This is a genomic window from Streptomyces sp. A012304 (genome assembly GCF_026008495.1).
Taxonomy (GTDB): domain Bacteria; phylum Actinomycetota; class Actinomycetes; order Streptomycetales; family Streptomycetaceae; genus Streptomyces.
On the sequence record NZ_BQUN01000099.1, the window covers coordinates 1 to 16,466 of the forward strand.

15 protein-coding genes and 1 pseudogene are annotated in these 16,466 nt (G+C 72.9%); 7 read left to right on the forward strand and 9 right to left on the reverse strand.

The features are described 5' to 3' along the window. Nucleotides 1-151: 151 nt before the first annotated feature. Complete coding sequence (locus tag ALMP_RS24905) at nucleotides 152-604, forward strand: YbhB/YbcL family Raf kinase inhibitor-like protein (protein ID WP_264931977.1); 453 nt, start codon at nucleotides 152-154, stop codon at nucleotides 602-604. Here ALMP_RS24905 and ALMP_RS24910 read toward each other — a convergent pair. Together ALMP_RS24910 and ALMP_RS24915 are read right to left on the reverse strand one after the other, a co-directional pair. Then, on the reverse strand, nucleotides 592-978 hold the full coding sequence (locus tag ALMP_RS24910) for a DUF6299 family protein (protein ID WP_264931979.1): 387 nt from the start codon (nucleotides 976-978) through the stop codon (nucleotides 592-594). The genes ALMP_RS24905 and ALMP_RS24910 overlap by 13 nt on opposite strands. Nucleotides 979-1,173: 195 nt before the next feature. After that, nucleotides 1,174-1,827: a class I SAM-dependent methyltransferase gene (locus ALMP_RS24915; RefSeq protein WP_264931982.1), complete on the reverse strand. Its 654-nt coding sequence runs from the start codon at nucleotides 1,825-1,827 to the stop codon at nucleotides 1,174-1,176. A 69-nt stretch (nucleotides 1,828-1,896) separates the two neighbouring features. Between ALMP_RS24915 and ALMP_RS44435 the strand changes: the two genes are divergently transcribed. Continuing rightward, on the forward strand, nucleotides 1,897-2,106 hold the full coding sequence (locus ALMP_RS44435; RefSeq protein ID WP_375803531.1) for a DUF5999 family protein: 210 nt from the start codon (nucleotides 1,897-1,899) through the stop codon (nucleotides 2,104-2,106). A gap of 13 nt (nucleotides 2,107-2,119) precedes the next feature. On the opposite strand, the gene ALMP_RS24925 is transcribed toward ALMP_RS44435, so the two are convergent. Together ALMP_RS24925 and ALMP_RS24930 are read right to left on the reverse strand one after the other, a co-directional pair. Further along, complete coding sequence (locus ALMP_RS24925; protein ID WP_264931986.1) at nucleotides 2,120-2,521, reverse strand: RidA family protein; 402 nt, start codon at nucleotides 2,519-2,521, stop codon at nucleotides 2,120-2,122. Then, a complete protein-coding gene (locus tag ALMP_RS24930; protein WP_264931988.1) occupies nucleotides 2,518-3,648 on the reverse strand; it encodes an acyl-CoA dehydrogenase family protein in 1,131 nt (376 codons plus the stop codon). Before ALMP_RS24930 ends, ALMP_RS24925 begins: the two co-directional genes overlap by 4 nt. 158 nt (nucleotides 3,649-3,806) lie before the next feature. Here ALMP_RS24930 and ALMP_RS24935 point away from each other — a divergent pair. Next, a pseudogene (locus ALMP_RS24935) lies at nucleotides 3,807-5,440 on the forward strand (AMP-binding protein). Further along, complete coding sequence (locus ALMP_RS24940; protein WP_264931991.1) at nucleotides 5,437-6,249, forward strand: PaaX family transcriptional regulator C-terminal domain-containing protein; 813 nt, start codon at nucleotides 5,437-5,439, stop codon at nucleotides 6,247-6,249. Before ALMP_RS24935 ends, ALMP_RS24940 begins: the two are co-directional and overlap by 4 nt. 4 nt (nucleotides 6,250-6,253) lie before the next feature. Here ALMP_RS24940 and ALMP_RS24945 read toward each other — a convergent pair whose 3' ends face one another. Both ALMP_RS24945 and ALMP_RS24950 read right to left on the reverse strand, forming a co-directional pair. Beyond that, nucleotides 6,254-8,539 (reverse strand): bifunctional salicylyl-CoA 5-hydroxylase/oxidoreductase, encoded by a 2,286-nt coding sequence (locus tag ALMP_RS24945; protein ID WP_264931993.1) that lies wholly within the window; start codon nucleotides 8,537-8,539, stop codon nucleotides 6,254-6,256. Nucleotides 8,540-8,545: 6 nt separating this feature from the next. Then, entirely contained in the window at nucleotides 8,546-9,373 is an 828-nt protein-coding gene (locus ALMP_RS24950) for an enoyl-CoA hydratase family protein (RefSeq protein ID WP_264931995.1), read from the reverse strand. A 322-nt stretch (nucleotides 9,374-9,695) separates the two neighbouring features. Here ALMP_RS24950 and ALMP_RS24955 point away from each other — a divergent pair, with 322 nt between their 5' ends. Further along, nucleotides 9,696-10,154: an ATP-binding protein gene (locus tag ALMP_RS24955; protein WP_264932102.1), complete on the forward strand. Its 459-nt coding sequence runs from the start codon at nucleotides 9,696-9,698 to the stop codon at nucleotides 10,152-10,154. Here the strand turns inward: ALMP_RS24955 and ALMP_RS24960 are convergent. The 3 genes from ALMP_RS24960 to ALMP_RS24970 form a co-directional block, all read right to left on the reverse strand. Then, nucleotides 10,108-11,541, reverse strand: a complete 1,434-nt coding sequence (locus ALMP_RS24960; RefSeq protein ID WP_264931997.1) for an amino acid permease — start codon at nucleotides 11,539-11,541, stop codon at nucleotides 10,108-10,110. The two genes, ALMP_RS24955 and ALMP_RS24960, sit on opposite strands and share 47 nt — an antisense overlap. A gap of 158 nt (nucleotides 11,542-11,699) precedes the next feature. Then, nucleotides 11,700-12,707, reverse strand: coding sequence for an ornithine carbamoyltransferase (gene argF / locus ALMP_RS24965; protein ID WP_264931999.1), 1,008 nt, complete (start codon nucleotides 12,705-12,707; stop codon nucleotides 11,700-11,702). Nucleotides 12,708-12,819: 112 nt separating this feature from the next. After that, nucleotides 12,820-14,043, reverse strand: a complete 1,224-nt coding sequence (locus ALMP_RS24970; protein ID WP_264932001.1) for an arginine deiminase — start codon at nucleotides 14,041-14,043, stop codon at nucleotides 12,820-12,822. Between the two features lie 139 nt (nucleotides 14,044-14,182). Here ALMP_RS24970 and ALMP_RS24975 point away from each other — a divergent pair, with 139 nt between their 5' ends. Further along, the gene (locus ALMP_RS24975; RefSeq protein WP_264932003.1) at nucleotides 14,183-15,382 is read left to right on the forward strand and encodes an SPFH domain-containing protein; all 1,200 of its coding nucleotides are present in this window, start codon (nucleotides 14,183-14,185) and stop codon (nucleotides 15,380-15,382) included. After that, nucleotides 15,379-16,278, forward strand: coding sequence for a hypothetical protein (locus ALMP_RS24980; RefSeq protein WP_264932005.1), 900 nt, complete (start codon nucleotides 15,379-15,381; stop codon nucleotides 16,276-16,278). Before ALMP_RS24975 ends, ALMP_RS24980 begins: the two co-directional genes overlap by 4 nt. The last annotated feature ends 188 nt before the right edge of the window (nucleotides 16,279-16,466 follow it).

Consider the following 16,466-nt stretch of genomic DNA (forward strand, 5'->3'; position numbering starts at 1 on the left):
CCATCGACCTGCTCATCTTCACCCCCCTCGAACGACGCGTCCTGCGCGCACGCGGCCTGCTGGTGAAGAGCTGAACGCACGCGAAGGCCGGCCGGCCCCCACGATCCACCCCCGGCCGGTACGCCGAAGCCCACACGGGTACCCAGGACCCATGGCAGACATCGAACTCATCAGTAGCGCGTTCAACGACCACGCCCCGTTGGCCCGCCACTACGCCTTCGAGGGGGACAACGAGTCCCCGCCGCTGGCGTGGAGCGGCGCTCCGGACGAGGCGACCGAGCTGGTGCTGCTGTGCGAGGACCCCGACGCGCCGTCGGGCACGTTCGTGCACTGGGCGGTGGTCGGCATCGACCCGCACAGCAACGGCGTCGAAGCGGGGAAGAGCCCGCCGGGCGGCACCGAACTCGTCAACGGCTTCGGCGAGCGAGGCTGGGGCGGACCGCACCCGCCGCCGGGAGACGAGGCACACCGGTACTTCTTCCGCCTCTACGCCCTCGCGGAACCGTGCGTCCTGCCGGACGCCCCCAGCGCCGACCAGGTGCACCAGGCCGTCGAGGAACGGCAGCTCGCCTCCGGCACCCTCGTGGCGCTCTACCAGCGCTGACGAGTGGGGGCGAGTTCCATCACCGTCGCCTCGACGCGGGCGGCGCCGGGCTTCAGGGCGTTCTCGGCGGCCTTGCCGGTGTTCACCCAGCGGTGGACGGCGCCGTCGCAGACGGCACGGATGCCGCCGATGCCGTACCGGGTGTAGGAGGACTCCTGGCCGACGGAGGAGCTGACGAAGGCGGGGCCGGTGGTGCCGAAGCAGCGGTAGGTGCCGGAGAGGGTGACGGTGCCGTCCGTGGCGATGGTGGCGGTCGGGCCGACGGTCACACTCTCGGTGGCGGCAGTGGTGTCGGTGGCGGCGGTCGCCGCGGGGGTGGCGAGCAGGAGCAGGGTGGCACCGGCGGCCGCGGTCAGGACGGAGCGGATCGACATGGAGACCTCCTGTTGTGGGGCTTCCACTGGTACCCGGCAGCCGCGCCCGCGCCGGTGTGACGTCGCACCTGCGCAACCAGCTGATGGAGGGGCGAGCTGCCCTGCCTCGCGTCGGCTCGGTCGTTCAGCTGGAGACCCAGCACCCGGCGTACGCCGTACTCGACCCCGCTGGAAGCCCGGTCGAGTCGGTGACGCCTATACGTGAGCGATCAACGCGTACCGCAGGTCATCCACCGCACGCCCCCACAAGTCAGCGTTGTCACTGAGCGGCTCCACCCGCAAAGCGGCGACCAGCGGCTCGATGGCGGCGGCGAGATCGTCAGAGTGCACGCCGCCGTTCCATGGCAGCGCCTCAGCGCCAGCAACATACGGCTCCCCAGACTGTCCTGCCTCACGCCAGCGACCCTCAATCAGCAGCAGGGTGCCGCCCGGGCGAAGTCGGGCTACCCACTCCCGCAGTGCGGCCTTGGGGTCGGGAAGAGTCCACACAAGATGCCGGGAAACCACCAGGTCGAACCGCTTATCTCCGGTGGCTGGCGCGGCCGCATCGCCGACGAAGAAGTGCCCGGGGAGACCGGCGGATGCCAGTTTGGACTGGGCACGCTCGATCATCCGCGGCGCCAAGTCGACACCGGTCACTCGATGTCCGGCCGCCGCGAGCAGCTCGGACAGAGAGCCTGTCCCGCAACCGATATCGAGGACATCACTCGGAGGAATGGGCGCCCAGCCGCGGAGAAGCCGGTCCCACGCGGCACGCGTTCGCGCTGTTCGCAGACCGTGATCGGGCTCGTCGTCGAAGGCTTCCGCTGCGGCGTTCCAGTAGTCAGTGATCTCAGATGTATCAGTCATACCTCGATCCTGGCAGCGACCACTGACATCCCTGTCTCACCGCCAGCCTGCTGGACATCATCAGCGGCACTGAGCACCCCGTCTCGGCTCCCGTTACCGAGCCGCAGGCAGGTTGCCCATCGACCCGCTGCTAGACGCTCGTACGGGGAAGTGCAGAGAAGGAGCCTGTGGTGCGACGGCACGATCGTCTTCGACGACTCCGGTGAGCTGCTGCCGGACGGACGGGTCGTGGCCCCGCACCGGGTGACCGTGGAGCGACGGCCGGCCGTCGCCGTCTGATCCCCGGTCCCGGTCACGGGTCCAGCACCGCGAACCCGTCCAGCTCGACGAGGGCCTCCTCGTCCCACAGCCGTACGATCCCCACGACCGCCATCGCCGGGTAGTCGCGGCCCGCCGACTCCCGCCAGATACGGCCGAGTTCACGGGCGTGGGCCCGGTAGGCGGCGACGTCGGTGACGTAGACGGTGACGCGGGCCAGGTCCGCGGGGGTGCCGCCCGCCGCCGCGAGGGCGGTCAGCAGGTTGGCCAGGGCCCGGGCGAACTGCTCGGGCAGCGACGCCCCGACGACCTTGCCGTCGGTGTCCAGGGCGGTCTGGCCGGCCAGGAACACCACGCGGGAGCCGGTGGCGACGACCGCGTGGGAGAAGCCGGTGGGCGGGGACAGCTCGGGCGGGTCGATCCGCTCGACGCTCATCGCGCCTCCTCCCGAGCCGCGTACAACTCCTTGGCGATGATGCCGCGTTGGACCTCGCTCGCCCCCTCGTAGATGCGCGGCGCGCGCACCTCCCGGTAGAGGTGCTCCAGCAGGTGGCCGCGGCGCAGCGCGCGGGCGCCGTGCAGCTGGACGGCCGTGTCGACGACGTACTGGGCGGTCTCGGTGGCGAGGAGTTTCGCCATCGCGGCGCGCCGGGGCACCTGTGGGTCGCCCGCGTCGTACGCGGTGGCCGCCGCGTAGACCATCAGGCGGGCCGCCTCGGTGCGCAGGGACATCTCCGCGACCTGGTGGGCGACCGTCTGAAGGTCCATCAGCTTCCCGCCGAAGGCGTCGCGTTCGGCGGTGTGGGCGAGGGTGGCGTCGAGGGCGGCCTGGGCCATGCCGACCGCGAAGGCGCCGACGCTGGGGCGGAACAGGTTGAGGGTGTCCATCGCGACCCGGAAGCCACGGTCGGGTTCGCCGAGGACGTCGGCCGCGGTGACCGGGACGGCGTCGAGACGGAGGGCTCCGACGGGGTGCGGGGAGAGCAGGTCGAGGTGGCTGCCGGTGAGGCCGGGGCGATCGGCGGGCAGCAGGAAGGCGGTGACGCCACGGGCCCGGGCGCCGGGGGTGGTGCGGGCGAAGAGGGTGTAGAAGTCGGCGTCGGGGGCGTTGGAGATCCAGCACTTCTCGCCGGTCAGCCGCCACCCGTGCGGCCCGTCGGGTTCGGCCGTCAGGGTGAGGGCGGCCGCGTCCGAGCCCGCACCCGGCTCGCTCAGCGCGAAGGCGGCCACCGCCGTGCCGTCCGTGACGCGGGGCAGCCAGTGCTCCCGCTGGGCGGTGGTGCCGTGGGCGTGGACCGGGTGGGCGCCCAGGCCCTGGAGGGCGAGGGCGGTCTCCGCCTCGGTGCAGGCCTGGGCGAGGGACTCGCGCAGCAGGCAGAGGTCGAGGGCGCCGGCGGTGAACAGGCGGGACAGCAGGCCGAGCGCACCGAGCTCGGCGACGAGCGGGCGGTTGACGCGGCCCGGTTCGCCCTTGTCGGCGAGCGGGCGCAGCCGCCGCGCGGCCAGCTCGCGCAGTCGCGCGCACCGGGCGAGCTGGTCCGGTTCGAGTGAGAATGCGGGCATCGCCGGTCCTCTCTCCCCGTGGCCCGGGACGGCCACCCCCCGACGGTATCGCGCCCGGTTGACTGTCGTCACCAACACGATACGCTCGGTGCGCGAGCCCACCACGACGCCCGCCACGGCGCCCCCGAGGCGCCACCCAGGCAAGGGGGCGAACCGCCATGAACGTCTCGGCCCACGTCGACACCTTCGCGCGCGACCACCTCCCGCCGCCCGGCCAGTGGCCCGAGCTCCGCTTCGACCTGCCGGAGCTGCGCTACCCCGAACGGCTCAACTGCGCCGCCGAGCTCCTCGACGGCCCCTCACCCGACCGGCCCGTCTTCCGCACCCCGACCGGCCCGGCCTGGACCTACGGCGAGCTGCGCGCCCGGGTCGACCGGCTCGCGCACCTGCTCACCGGCGACCTCGGGGTCTCCCCGGCAACCGGGTGCTGCTGCGCGGGCCGACCACCCCCTGGCTGGCGGCCTGCTGGCTGGCGGTGCTGAAGGCGGGCGGGATCGCGGTCACCGTGCTGGCCCAGCAGCGCCCGAACGAGCTGCGCACGATGTGCGAGATCGCCCGGGTGCGGCACGCCCTGTGCGACATCCGCGCCGTCGACGACCTCGCCAAGGCCGAGATACCGCGGCTGCGCATCACCACGTACGGCGGTGACGCCCCCGACGACCTGCTGCGCCGGGCGGCGCCCGACACGCCGTACCGGGCCGTGGACACCGCCGCCGACGACGTGGCGCTGATCGCCTTCACCTCCGGCACCACCGGCCGTCCGAAGGGGTGCGCGCACTTCCACCGGGACGTGCTGGCGATCGCCGACACCTTCTCCCGGCACGTCCTGCGCCCGCGCGCGGACGACCTGTTCGCGGGCAGTCCCCCGCTCGGCTTCACCTTCGGCCTCGGCGGGCTGCTCGTCTTCCCGATGCGGGCCGGCGCCACCGCGCTGCTGCTGGAACAGGCGGGCCCCCGGCAGCTGCTGGCGGCGATCGCCGGACACCGGGTGTCGGTGCTGTTCACGGCGCCCACCGCCTACCGGGCGATGCTCAACGACCTCGACGGGCACGATTTGTCCTCGCTGCGCCGCTGTGTCTCGGCCGGCGAGAACCTGCCCGCGGCGACCTGGCGGGCCTGGCACGAGCGGACCGGGCTGCGGCTGATCAACGGCATCGGGGCCACCGAGCTGCTGCACATCTTCGTCTCCGCCGCCGACGAGCGCGTCCGGCCGGGCACCACGGGCGTCCCCGTCCCCGGCTGGCAGGCGCGCGTGCAGAACGAGCACGGCGAGCCGGTGCCCGACGGGCAGCCCGGCCTGCTCGCCGTGCGCGGCCCGGTCGGCTGCCGCTACCTCGCCGACCCGCGGCAGCGGGAGTACGTGCGTGACGGCTGGAACGTCACCGGCGACACCTACGTCCGCGAGGGCGACGGCTACTTCCGGTACGTCGCCCGCGCCGACGACATGATCGTCTCCGCCGGGTACAACATCGCGGGCCCCGAGGTCGAGGAGGCGCTGCTGCGCCACCCGGACGTACGGGAGGCGGCGGTCGTCGGGCGGCCCGACGAGGCCCGCGGGCAGGTGGTCGTGGCGTACGTCGTGCTGCGGGCGGGGGCGCGGCGGGACGCGGAGGCGCTGCGGGCCTTCGTGAAGGCGGAGCTGGCGCCGTACAAGTGTCCGCGCGAGGTCGTGCACCTGGACGCGCTGCCGCGCACCGCGACCGGGAAGCTACAGCGGTTCCTGCTGCGTACCGAGGGAACCCGGGCGGACACACCGATGGTGACCAGCAGCGATACCGACGACCTAAAATGATCAACGTGTCCGACCAGCCCGCACCTCGGTCCCTCATCGTCACGCTCTACGGCGCCTACGGCCGCTTCGCGCCGGGCCCGGTGCCCGTCGCCGAGCTGATCCGGCTGCTCGCCGCGGTCGGCGTCGACGCGCCCTCCGTGCGCTCCTCGGTGTCCCGACTGAAGCGACGCGGGCTGCTGCTGCCGGCCCGCACCGCACAGGGCGCGGCCGGCTACGAACTCTCCCCCGAGGCACGCCAGTTGCTCGACGACGGCGACCGGCGGATCTACGCCACCGCGCCGCCCGTGGACGAGGGCTGGGTGCTGGCGGTGTTCTCCGTGCCGGAGTCGGAGCGGCAGAAGCGGCATGTGCTGCGCTCCCGGCTGGCCGGACTCGGCTTCGGCACGGCGGCACCGGGCGTGTGGATCGCCCCCGCCCGGCTGTACGAGGAGACCCGGCACACCCTGGAGCGGCTGCGGCTGGACGCCTACGTCGACTTCTTCCGTGGTGAGCACCTCGGCTTCACGCCCACCGCCGAGGCGGTCGGCCGCTGGTGGGACCTGGCGGCCGTCGCCAAGGAGCACGAGGCCTTCCTCGACCGGCACGCGCCGGTGCTGCACGCCTGGGAGCGGCGCGCCGACACCCCGCCGCAGGAGGCGTACCACGACTACCTGCTCGCCCTGGACTCCTGGCGCCACCTGCCCTACACCGACCCGGGTCTGCCCGCCCACCTGCTCCCCGAGAACTGGCCCGGCATCCGCTCGGCCGCGGTCTTCCGGGCCCTGCACGAGCGGCTGAGGGACGCGGGGGCCGAGTTCGCGGGCGTCTGAAAACTCAGCCCGGCAGGGAGAGGCGGGGCTTGGGGGCGTCCGAGCGTCCGGTGCGCGGGGGCCGGCTGCCCGCCCGGTACGGCGCCGGCCAGACGACGCCGGGGCCGTCGTAGCCCTGCTCGGCGGCCGCGTGCAGGGCCCAGTGCGGGTCGTACAGGTGCGGGCGGGCCAGCGCGCACAGATCCGCGCGCCCGGCCAGGATCAGCGAGTTGACGTCGTCCCAGGAGGAGATCGCGCCGACGGCGATCACGGGGACACCGGCCGCGTTGCGGACCCGGTCGGCGAACGGGGTCTGGTAGGAGCGGCCGAACTCGGGGGTCTCGTCGGCGACGACCTGCCCGGTCGAGACGTCGATCGCGTCGGCGCCGTGCGCGGCGAACGCGCGGGCGATCTCGACGGCGTCGTCGGCCGTGGTGCCGCCCTCGGCCCAGTCGGTGGCGGAGAGACGGACCGTCATCGGGCGTTCCTCGGGCCACACGGCCCGCACCGCGTCGAAGACCTCCAGCGGGAAACGCAGCCGTCGGGCGAGGGAGCCGCCGTAGGCGTCGGTGCGGCGGTTGGTCAGCGGGGAGAGGAAGCCGGACAGCAGGTAACCGTGGGCGCAGTGCAGCTCGAGCAGGTCGAAGCCGGCCCGGGCGGCCCGCGCGGCGGCTGCGGCGAACTGCTCACGTATGTCGGTGAGTTGGGCCGCCCGGGACAGCTCGCGGGGCGTCTGGCTGCCGGGCTTGTACGGCAGGGGTGAGGCGGCGACGAGCGGCCAGTTGCCGTCCGGGAGGGGCTCGTCCATGCCCTCCCACATCAGCCGGGTGGAGCCCTTGCGTCCGGAGTGGCCGAGCTGCACGCCGATCGCGGTGCCCGGCGCCTGCGCGTGCACGAAGCCGGTGATCCGCCGCCATGCCTCGGCCTGCCTGCCGGTGTACAGGCCGGCGCAGCCGGGCGTGATCCGCCCCCGCTCGCTGACGCACACCATCTCGGTCATCACCAGTCCCGCCCCGCCCAGCGCCCGGGCGCCGAGGTGGACCAGGTGGAAGTCGCCGGGGAGCCCGTCGACGGCGGAGTACATGTCCATCGGGGAGACGACGACCCGGTTGCGCAGGGTCAGACCGCGCAGCCGGAACGGCGTGAACATCGGGGGCGTGTCCGGCGGGCAGCCGAACTCCCGCTCCACGGCCCGCGTGAAGCGCTCGTCGCGCAGGCGGAGGTTGCCGTGGGTGACGCGGCGGCTGCGGGTGAGGAGGTTGAACGCGAACCGGCGGGGCGGCTGGCCGACGTACAGGGCGAGGTTCTCGAACCACTCCAGGCTGGCGCGGGCGGCGCGCTGGGTGGAGGCGACGACCGGGCGGCGCTCCTCCTCGTAGGCCGTCAACGCCCTTTCCAGGGTGGGTTGTTCGTCCAGGCAGGCGGCGAGCGCGAGGGCGTCCTCGACGGCGAGCTTGGTGCCGGAGCCGATGGAGAAGTGGGCGGTGTGGGCGGCGTCGCCCAGCAGCACGACGTTGCCGTGCGACCAGCGCTCGTTGACGACCGTGCGGAAGACGGTCCACGCGGACCGGTGCGACCTCAGCGGCCGTCCGCCGAGCGCGTCCGTGAAGATCTTGGCGCAGCGCTCGATCGACTCGCGCTCGTCCGGTTCGTCGAAGCCGGCCGCCCGCCACACCTCCTCGCGCATCTCGACGATCACCGTCGACGCGTCGGCCGCGTAGGGGTAGCCGTGCAGCTGCATCACGCCGTGTTCGGTCTCGGCGATCTCGAAGCGGAACGCGTCGAAGGCGAAGTCGGCGGCGAGCCAGATGTAGCGGCAGCGGTGCGCGGTCACCCGCGGCCGGAACACGTCGGCGTGGGCCTCGCGGGTGGCGCTGTGCACACCGTCGGCGGCGACCACCAGGTCGTACGACCGCGCGAGCGCCTCGGCGGGCGGCGCGGGCGTACGGAAGCGCAGCTCGACGCCGAGGGAACGGCACCGCTCGTGCAGGATCCCCAGGAGCCCGCGGCGGCCGAGGGCGGCGAAGCGGTGGCCTCCGGCGGTGTGGCGGGTGGCGCGGTGGACGATGTCGATGTCGTCCCAGTGCACGAAGTCGCGGCGCAGGGCCTCGTAGACGACCGGGTCGGCGTGCTGGATGCCGCCGAGGGTCTCGTCGGAGAGGACGACGCCGAAGCCGAAGGTGTCGTCGGGGGCGTTGCGCTCCCAGACGGTGACCTCACGGTCGGGGGCGAGGCGTTTCAGCAGGGCGGCGGTGTAGAGACCGCCGGGGCCTCCGCCGATGATCGCGACGCGCAGGGGGTGGTGGGTCATGGCGGCTCACCGTCCCCTCCACTTGGGCGGCCGCTTCTCCGTGAACGCCGCGTGGAACTCGGCGTAGTCCTCGCCGTTCATCAGGAGGGCCTGGGTCGCGGCGTCGAGTTCGACCGCCGCCGCCAAGGGCATGTCCAGTTCGGCCGTCAGCAGGGCCTTGGTCTGGGCGTAGGCGAGGGCCGGGCCGTCGGCCAGGCGGCGGGCCAGGGCCTGGGCGGCGGTGTCGGCGTGGCCCTCGTCGGTGAGGTCGCTGATCAGGCCGATGCGCTCGGCCTCCGGGGCGCGGACCGGCTCGCCCAGCATGAGCAGGCGGGTGGCGTGGCCGAGGCCGACGACCCGGGGCAGGAGATAGGCCGCGCCCATGTCGCCGCCGGACAGACCGACGCGGGTGAAGAGGAACACGAAGCGGGCCGAAGGGTCCGCCACCCGGAAGTCGGCGGCCAGCGCCAGCACCGCTCCGGCCCCGGCGGCCACCCCGTGCACCGCCGCGATCACCGGGAACGGGCACTCCCGTATCGCGCGCACCACCTGGCCCGTCATCCGGTTGAAGTCGAGGAGCTGGGCGGTGTCCAGGCCCAGGGTCGCGCCGATGATCTCCTCGACGTCGCCGCCGGAGCAGAAGCCGCGCCCCTCCCCGGCGAGCACCAGCGCCCGCACCGACCGCTCCCGGGACAGTTCGGCGAGCAGGTCGCGCAGGTCGGCGTAGGCGCCGAAGGTGAGCGCGTTGAGTTTCTCGGGGCGGGCGAGGGTGACGGTGGCGACGCCGTCGGTGTGGGTGACGCGCAGGTGGTGCCAGTCGGAGGTGCGGGCGGCGGAGCCGGTGAAGGGACTCATGAGGGCGGCCTCCTCGACGAGCGGTCACCTATGAAGTTATCACCTCTTTCTGACTGTCGTCATGAGTGCGCGATAGAGCGGGCGGGTATGCCACGGACGTGTCACTGAGTGACGGGTCCGCGTCACACGCGTCACCGGTCGTCAATAACGCGGTAACAGCGGGATCAGCGGCGCGAGGCGGCCCGTTGTGCCGGGTAAGCCGCTCGACAGCGGGGCCTACGGCCCCGCTACGGCACCTGTCGGTCGCCTCCGCCGGGGCCGGCCGTACCATTCATCGAGTTGAAAGCAGGACCGCCTGATGTCGAGCACGGGAACCTGCGCCATGAACGGACTCGCCTTGCACGAACGCCCTGCCCCGCCCGCCTCATGGCGCATCGCGCTGCCGCACTCCGCCGCCGCCGTGCCGGTGGCCCGCGCCCTGGTCCGTACGGCGCTGGCCGAGCTGAAGCACGGGGCCGACAGCGACACGGCGGAGCTGCTCACCGCGGAGCTGGTGGCGAACGCCGTGGAGCACACCACCGGGGACGCCCCGATCGAGCTGGTCGTGGAACTGCTGCCGACCGGCTGCCAGGTCGAGGTGCACGACAGCGACCCGATGCCGCCCGGCGACCTGACCCGTCCGTCCGGCGGGGAGCCCGACCCCTGGCAGGAGCACGGGCGCGGACTGCTGCTGATCCGCGCCCTCAGCTCCTCCTGCGGGCACCGCCCCACGCAGACGGGCAAGGCGGTGTGGTTCAGGCTGGCTGCGGTTCCGCCGCAGTGGCGGCCGCATCCGGCGTGACCTCGGTCAACCGGGAGTTGCGGCGCCCGTAGCAGGCGTACAGCACGAGGCCGGCGGCGAGGAACAGGGCGAACTGGAGCCAGGTCGTCCAGCCCGTCTCGTACATCAGGTAGAGGCAGAAGCCGACGCCGAGCAGGGGCAGCAGGGGGACCAGGGGGACGCGGAAGGTGCGGGCCAGGTGCGGTTCGCGCCGGCGCAGGGCGATCACCGCGACGTTGACGACGGCCATGATGGCGAGGGTGCCGATGGTGCACAGGTTCATCACGGCGTCCAGCGAGGCGAAGGCCGCCGGGAGCGCGAAGACGACCGCCACGATCAGGGTGCCGGCGACGGGGGTGGCGGTGCGGGGCGAGACCTTCTCGAAGACGCGCGGGACGAGTCCGTCGCGGGCCATCGACATCAGGATGCGGGTCTGGCCGTACATCACGGCGAGGACGACGGAGGCGATCGCGACGACCGCGCCGAAGGCGATGATCCCGCCGCCGACGGTGGAGCCGGTGACCTCGTTGACCACGTACGACAGGGCGGCGGGACGGCCGGCGACCTCGCCACCGCCGACGGCGCCGATCGCGGCGAGCGCGACCGCGCAGTACAGCAGGGTGACCAGGCCCATGCAGACGAGGATCGCCACGGGCACGTCGCGGCGCGGGTTCTTCGCCTCCTCGCCGGCCGTGGTGATCGCGTCGAAGCCGATGTAGGAGAAGAAGGCGGCCGTGGTGCCGGCGCCGATCCCGCCGAGGCCGGCCGGGGTGAACGGGGTGAGGTTGCCGTCCCGGAAGGCGCTGTAGCCGATCGCGCAGAAGGCGACCAGGATCGCCAGCTTGAGCACGGCCATGGCGGCGGTGGCGCGGGCGCTCTCCCGCACCCCGCGCACCAGCAGGACGGCGGCCATGGCGATGACCAGCACGGCCGGCAGGTTCACGACGCCGCCGTCGCCCGGTCCGGCGGCGAGGGCGGCGGGCAGGTGCAGGCCGGTGAGACTGCCGAGGAGTTCGTCGACGTACTCGCTCCAGCCGACCGCGACGGCCGACACGGAGACGCCGTACTCCAGCAGCAGGCACCAGCCGACCAGGAAGGCGGTGGTCTCGCCGAGGCTCGCGTAGGCGAAGGAGTACGAGGAGCCGGAGACCGGGATCGCGCCGGCCAGCTCGGCGAACGCGAACGCGGTGAAGACGCAGGTGATCGCGGCGAGGACGAAGGAGAGGACGACGGCCGGGCCGGCCTGGGCGACCGAGTCGGACAGTCCGACGAAGATGCCGGTGCCGACGATCGCGCCGACGCCGAAGCAGACGAGCTGGAAGAGGCCCATCGTGCGGCGCAGGCCGTGGCCCTCGCGGTCGGCGCCGGATTCGGCGACGAGACGTGCCGGGGACTTGATGCGAGGCATGCGGGTGGTGCTCGTTTCTGGTGGTGCGGGGGCGACGGGGTGTGTCGCACGGCGACGCGGGTCGCGTCGCACGGCGGCGCCGGAAGGGGTGGCTCCGGGCCGCCGGACAGCATAAGGCCTGGTCGAGGCCGCCTTGGTGGTCGCCTCCGGTGGTTGCCTCAGGCCAGCGTCGCCACCAGGACGGCCTTGATCGTGTGCAGTCGGTTCTCCGCCTGGTCGAAGACGACCGAGTGCGCCGACTCGAAGACCTCGTCGGTGACCTCCAGGGAGGTCAGGCCGTGGGTCTCGTGGATCTCGCGGCCGACCTTGGTGCCGAGGTCGTGGAAGGCCGGCAGGCAGTGCAGGAACTTCACGTCCGGGTTGCCGGTGGCGCGCAGGACGTCCATGGTCACCGCGTACGGGGAGAGCGCCGAGATGCGCTCGTCCCAGACCTCCTTGGGCTCGCCCATGGAGACCCACACGTCGGTGGCGACGAAGTCGGCGCCGAGGACGCCCTCGGCGAGGGACTCGGTGAGCGTGACGCGGGCCCCGCTGGTCGTGGCGAGCTCCCGGGCACGGTCGACGACCTCCTGGGCGGGCCAGTAGGTCTTCGGCGCGACGATCCGCACGTCCATGCCGAGCAGGGCGCCGGTGATCAGGTAGGAGTTGCCCATGTTGAAGCGGGCGTCGCCGAGGTAGGCGAAGGCGATCTCGGTCAGCGGCCTGGCGCTGTGCTCCGTCATGGTGAGCACGTCGGCGAGCATCTGGGTGGGGTGCCAGTCGTCGGTGAGGCCGTTGTAGACGGGCACGCCGGCGTACGCGGCCAGCTCCTCGACCTTGGCCTGACTGTCGCCGCGGTACTCGATGCCGTCGTACATCCGGCCCAGCACGCGGGCGGTGTCCTTCACGGACTCCTTGTGGCCGATCTGGGAGCCCGTGGGGTCGAGGTAGGTGGTCGAGGCGCCCTGATCGGCGGCGGCGACCTCGAACGCGCAGCGGGTGCGCGTCGAGGTCTTCTCGAAGATCAGCGCGATGTTCCTGCCACTGAGGTGTCTGGTCTCGGTCCCGGCCTTCTTGGCGGCCTTCAGTTCGGCGGCCAGCTCGATCAGGCCGCGGAACTCCGCCTCGGTGAAGTCCAGCTCCTTGAGGAAGTGGCGGCCGGCGAGGGCGGTCGGGACTGTCGCCATGGGGCGCTCCAGAGTGCGGTGACGAGGCTGGGACTAGGACTGTGGAAGTATATACAACCTTCAGCATTTATATACGGCGAGGTCGGCGCGCACGCGGTAGGCGCCGGGCTGCCTAGACGGCCTCCCGCTGCACGGGGCAGCTCATGCAGCGCGGGCCGCCTCTGCCCCGGCCGAGTTCGCTGCCCGGGATCTCGATCACCTCGATGCCCTGTTTGCGCAGGTGCGTGTTGGTGGTGGCGTTGCGCTCGTAGGCGATGACGACCCCGGGTTCCACGGCGAGGACGTTGCAGCCGTCGTCCCACTGCTCGCGCTCGGCCGCGTGCACGTCCTGGGTGGCGGTCAGCACGCGGATCTCGCTGAGGCCGAGGGCGGCGGCGATCGCGCGGTGCATGTGCTCCGGCGGGTGGTCGGTGACCTTGAGCTCCTTCTCGCCGACGCCCGGCTCGATGGTGTAGGAGCGGAGCATGCCGAGACCGGCGTACTGGGTGAAGGTGTCGCCGTCGACCATCGTCATCACGGTGTCGAGGTGCATGAAGGCGCGGCCCTTCGGCATGTCGAGGGCGACGATCGTCTCGGCCGAGCCGGCGGCGAAGAGCTTGTGGGCGAGCAGCTCGACGGCCTGGGGGGTGGTGCGCTCGCTCATGCCGATCAGTACGGCGCCGCCGCCGATCACCAGGACGTCGCCGCCCTCGATGGTGGAGGGGTAGTCGGCCTGCCCCTCGGACCAGACGTGGAACGTTTCCGCACGGAAGAGGGGGTGGTACTGGTAGATCGCCTCGAAGTGGACGGTCTCGCGCTGGCGGGCCGGCCAGCGCATCGCGTTGATGGAGACGCCGTCGTAGATCCAGGCGGAGGTGTCGCGGGTGAAGAGGTGGTTGGGCAGGGGGCGCAGGAGGAAGTCGTCCAGTTCCATGACGTGGAAGCGCACGGAGGTCGGTTCCGGGTGCGCCTCCAGGAACTCGCGCTTGGTGATGCCGCCGACGAGCAGCTCCGCGAGTTCGGCGGCGGGGAGGGTCTCGAAGGCGGCGCGGAGGTGGTCGGTGGCGAGCACCCCGTACTCCTTCTCGTCGAAGACCCGGTCCAGGACGAGGGCTCTGGCCGCGGGGATCCCCAGGGCCTCGGTGAGCAGGTCGCCGAAGAGGTGGACGGCGACGCCTCTGTCGCGCAGGACGTCCGCGAAGCCGTCGTGCTCGGCGCGCGCCCTGCGCACCCACAGCACGTCGTCGAAGAGCAGGGCGTCCTTGTTGCTGGGGGTGAGCCTTTTGAGTTCGAGATCCGGCCGGTGCAGGATGACGCGGCGCAGCCGCCCGGCCTCGGAGTCGACATGGAATCCCATGCCTCCATCCTGACCACCGGGGACCGCCTTCACCCGCTCCCGGACCGATTCCACGCGGGCCAGTTTTCGTCCTCTTGACGACAAGCAGGCCCGCCGGTTATCGTCTTACTGACGAAAATCATGAACGAGGGGGGATCCCGTGGCCGACATCACCCGGCGCCTCGGCTGGCGCCATCTCCGGGGCGCTCCGACGGCCCACGTCCGCCACCACCGCTCCGGCAAGCTGGTGCACGACGGGCCGGGGCTCAGCTTCTGGTTCCGCTCACTGACCGCCGCGCTCTCCGAAGTGCCGGTCGACGACCGCGAGTTGGCGATGACCTTCCATGCCCGTACGGCGGACTTCCAGGACGTGGCCGTGCAGGCGACGGTCACCTACCGCGTCAGCGACCCCGCCGTCGCCGCCGCCCGCCTCGACTTCTCGATCGACCCGGACACCGGCGCCTGGCGGGGCGCGCCGCTGGAGCAGCTCGGCACGCTGCTGACGGAGACGGCCCAGCAGCACGCGCTGGACGTGCTCGCCCGGACACCGCTGTCGGCGGCACTGGTCGACGGGGTGACGGCGGTGCGGGAACGCGTGGCGGCGGGGCTCGCGGCGGAGCCGCGACTGCCCGCCACCGGCATCGAGATCGTGGCCGTGCGCGTGGTGGCGCTGCGACCCGAGCCGGAGGTGGAGCGGGCGCTGCGCACGCCGGCCCGCGAGCAGATCCAGCAGGAGGCGGACCGCGCGACGTACGAGCGGCGCGCGGTGGCCGTCGAGCGGGAACGGACGATCGCCGAGAACGAACTGGCCAGCAAGATCGAACTCGCCCGGCGCGAGGAGCAGTTGGTCGAACAGCGGGGGACGAACGCGCGCCGGGAGGCGGAGGAGAGCGCCGCCGCGGACAAGGTGCGGGCGGAGGCGGAGGCGACCCGCACGGTGCGCCTGGCCGAGGCGGAGGCCGCGCGGGCGGTGAAGCTGTCCGAGGCCGAGGCCACGCGGGCCGTGAAGCTGTCCGAGGCCGAGGCCGCCAAGCAGGTACGGCTGGCCGACGCCGAGGCGCGGCGTACGGAGCGGCTGGCGGCGGCCGAGTCGGCACGCACGGTCAAGCTCGCCGAGGCGGAGGCCGCCCGCTCGGTACGACTCGCCCACGCGGAGGCCGAGGCGGCGCGCGAGGTCGGCGAGGCGCGGGCGCAGGCCCAGGCCGCCTGGCTGCGCGTCCACGCCGACGTCGACGTGGCGACCCTGCACGCCCTCACCGGGACACGGCTCGCGGAGAACCTGCCGCACATCGACAGCGTGACCATCTCGCCCGACGTGCTGACCGGGCTGCTGGCCAAGCTCGGCGGGGAGCGGGAGTGAGCCTCGCCCCGCGGGCCGTGCTGGTCCACCGCACCACGGAGTACGAGGAGTTGGTGGCCCGGCACGGCACGCACGGCCAGGCCGCCTTCTTCCTCGCCTCCCGGGGCCGCGACATCGAGGAGGTCGCCGAACGTCACCGTCGCACGAGGAGGGCGCTGGCGGAGGTGACGGCGGCGATCCCCCTGACCTGGCGTCAGAGCCGCGTGGAGCGGGCCGACCTCGACCGGTTCCTGTTCGCGCCGGAGGACGTGGTGGTCGTGGTGGGCCAGGACGGGCTGGTGGCGAACGTCGCCAAGTACCTGGCGGGCCAGCCGGTGGTGGGCATCGACACGGACCCCGGACGCAATCCGGGCGTCCTGGTCCGCCACCGGCCCGGCGACGCGGCCGCGCTGCTGCCCTCCGCGCTCGCCACCGGCACGGACGCGGAGGAACTGACCATGGTCGAGGCCGTCGCCGACGACACCCAGCGGCTGGTGGCCCTCAACGAGATCTACCTCGGCGCCGCCGGTCACCAGACCGCCCGCTACCGCCTGGGCCTCGAGGACGACGGGGGTGTCGTCGAGGCCCAGGCCTCCTCCGGGGTGCTGGTCGGCACTGGCACGGGGGCGACCGGGTGGATCCGGTCGGTGTGGCAGGAGCGGAGTGCCGGCCTGCGCCTGCCGGGTCCGACGGAGCGGCGGCTCCTGTGGTTCGTACGGGAGGCGTGGCCGTCCCCGGCCACGGGGACCTCCCTGGTCGCCGGCGAGCTGACGGCCGGGGCGCGGCTGACGCTCGGCGTCGAGTCGGAGCGGCTCATCGCGTTCGGGGACGGGATCGAGAGCGACGCGGTGGAGTTGACGTGGGGGCAGACGGTGCGGGTGGGGGTGTGTGGGGAGCGGTTGCGGTTGGTGGGGTGAGGGGGCTGTCTGGTGCGGGACGGGGGGTCGCGCGCTGCGGGGGGCGCGCAGCTCTCGCCGAGAGCGGCTGGTGGGGGCATCCCCCCACCAGCCGACGTTGCCGCTACAGCCTCGGGTCGACCGGTTCCGACTCCAGGGCCAGCACCCCGAACACCGCCTCGTGGACCCGCCACAGGGGCTCGCCCCCC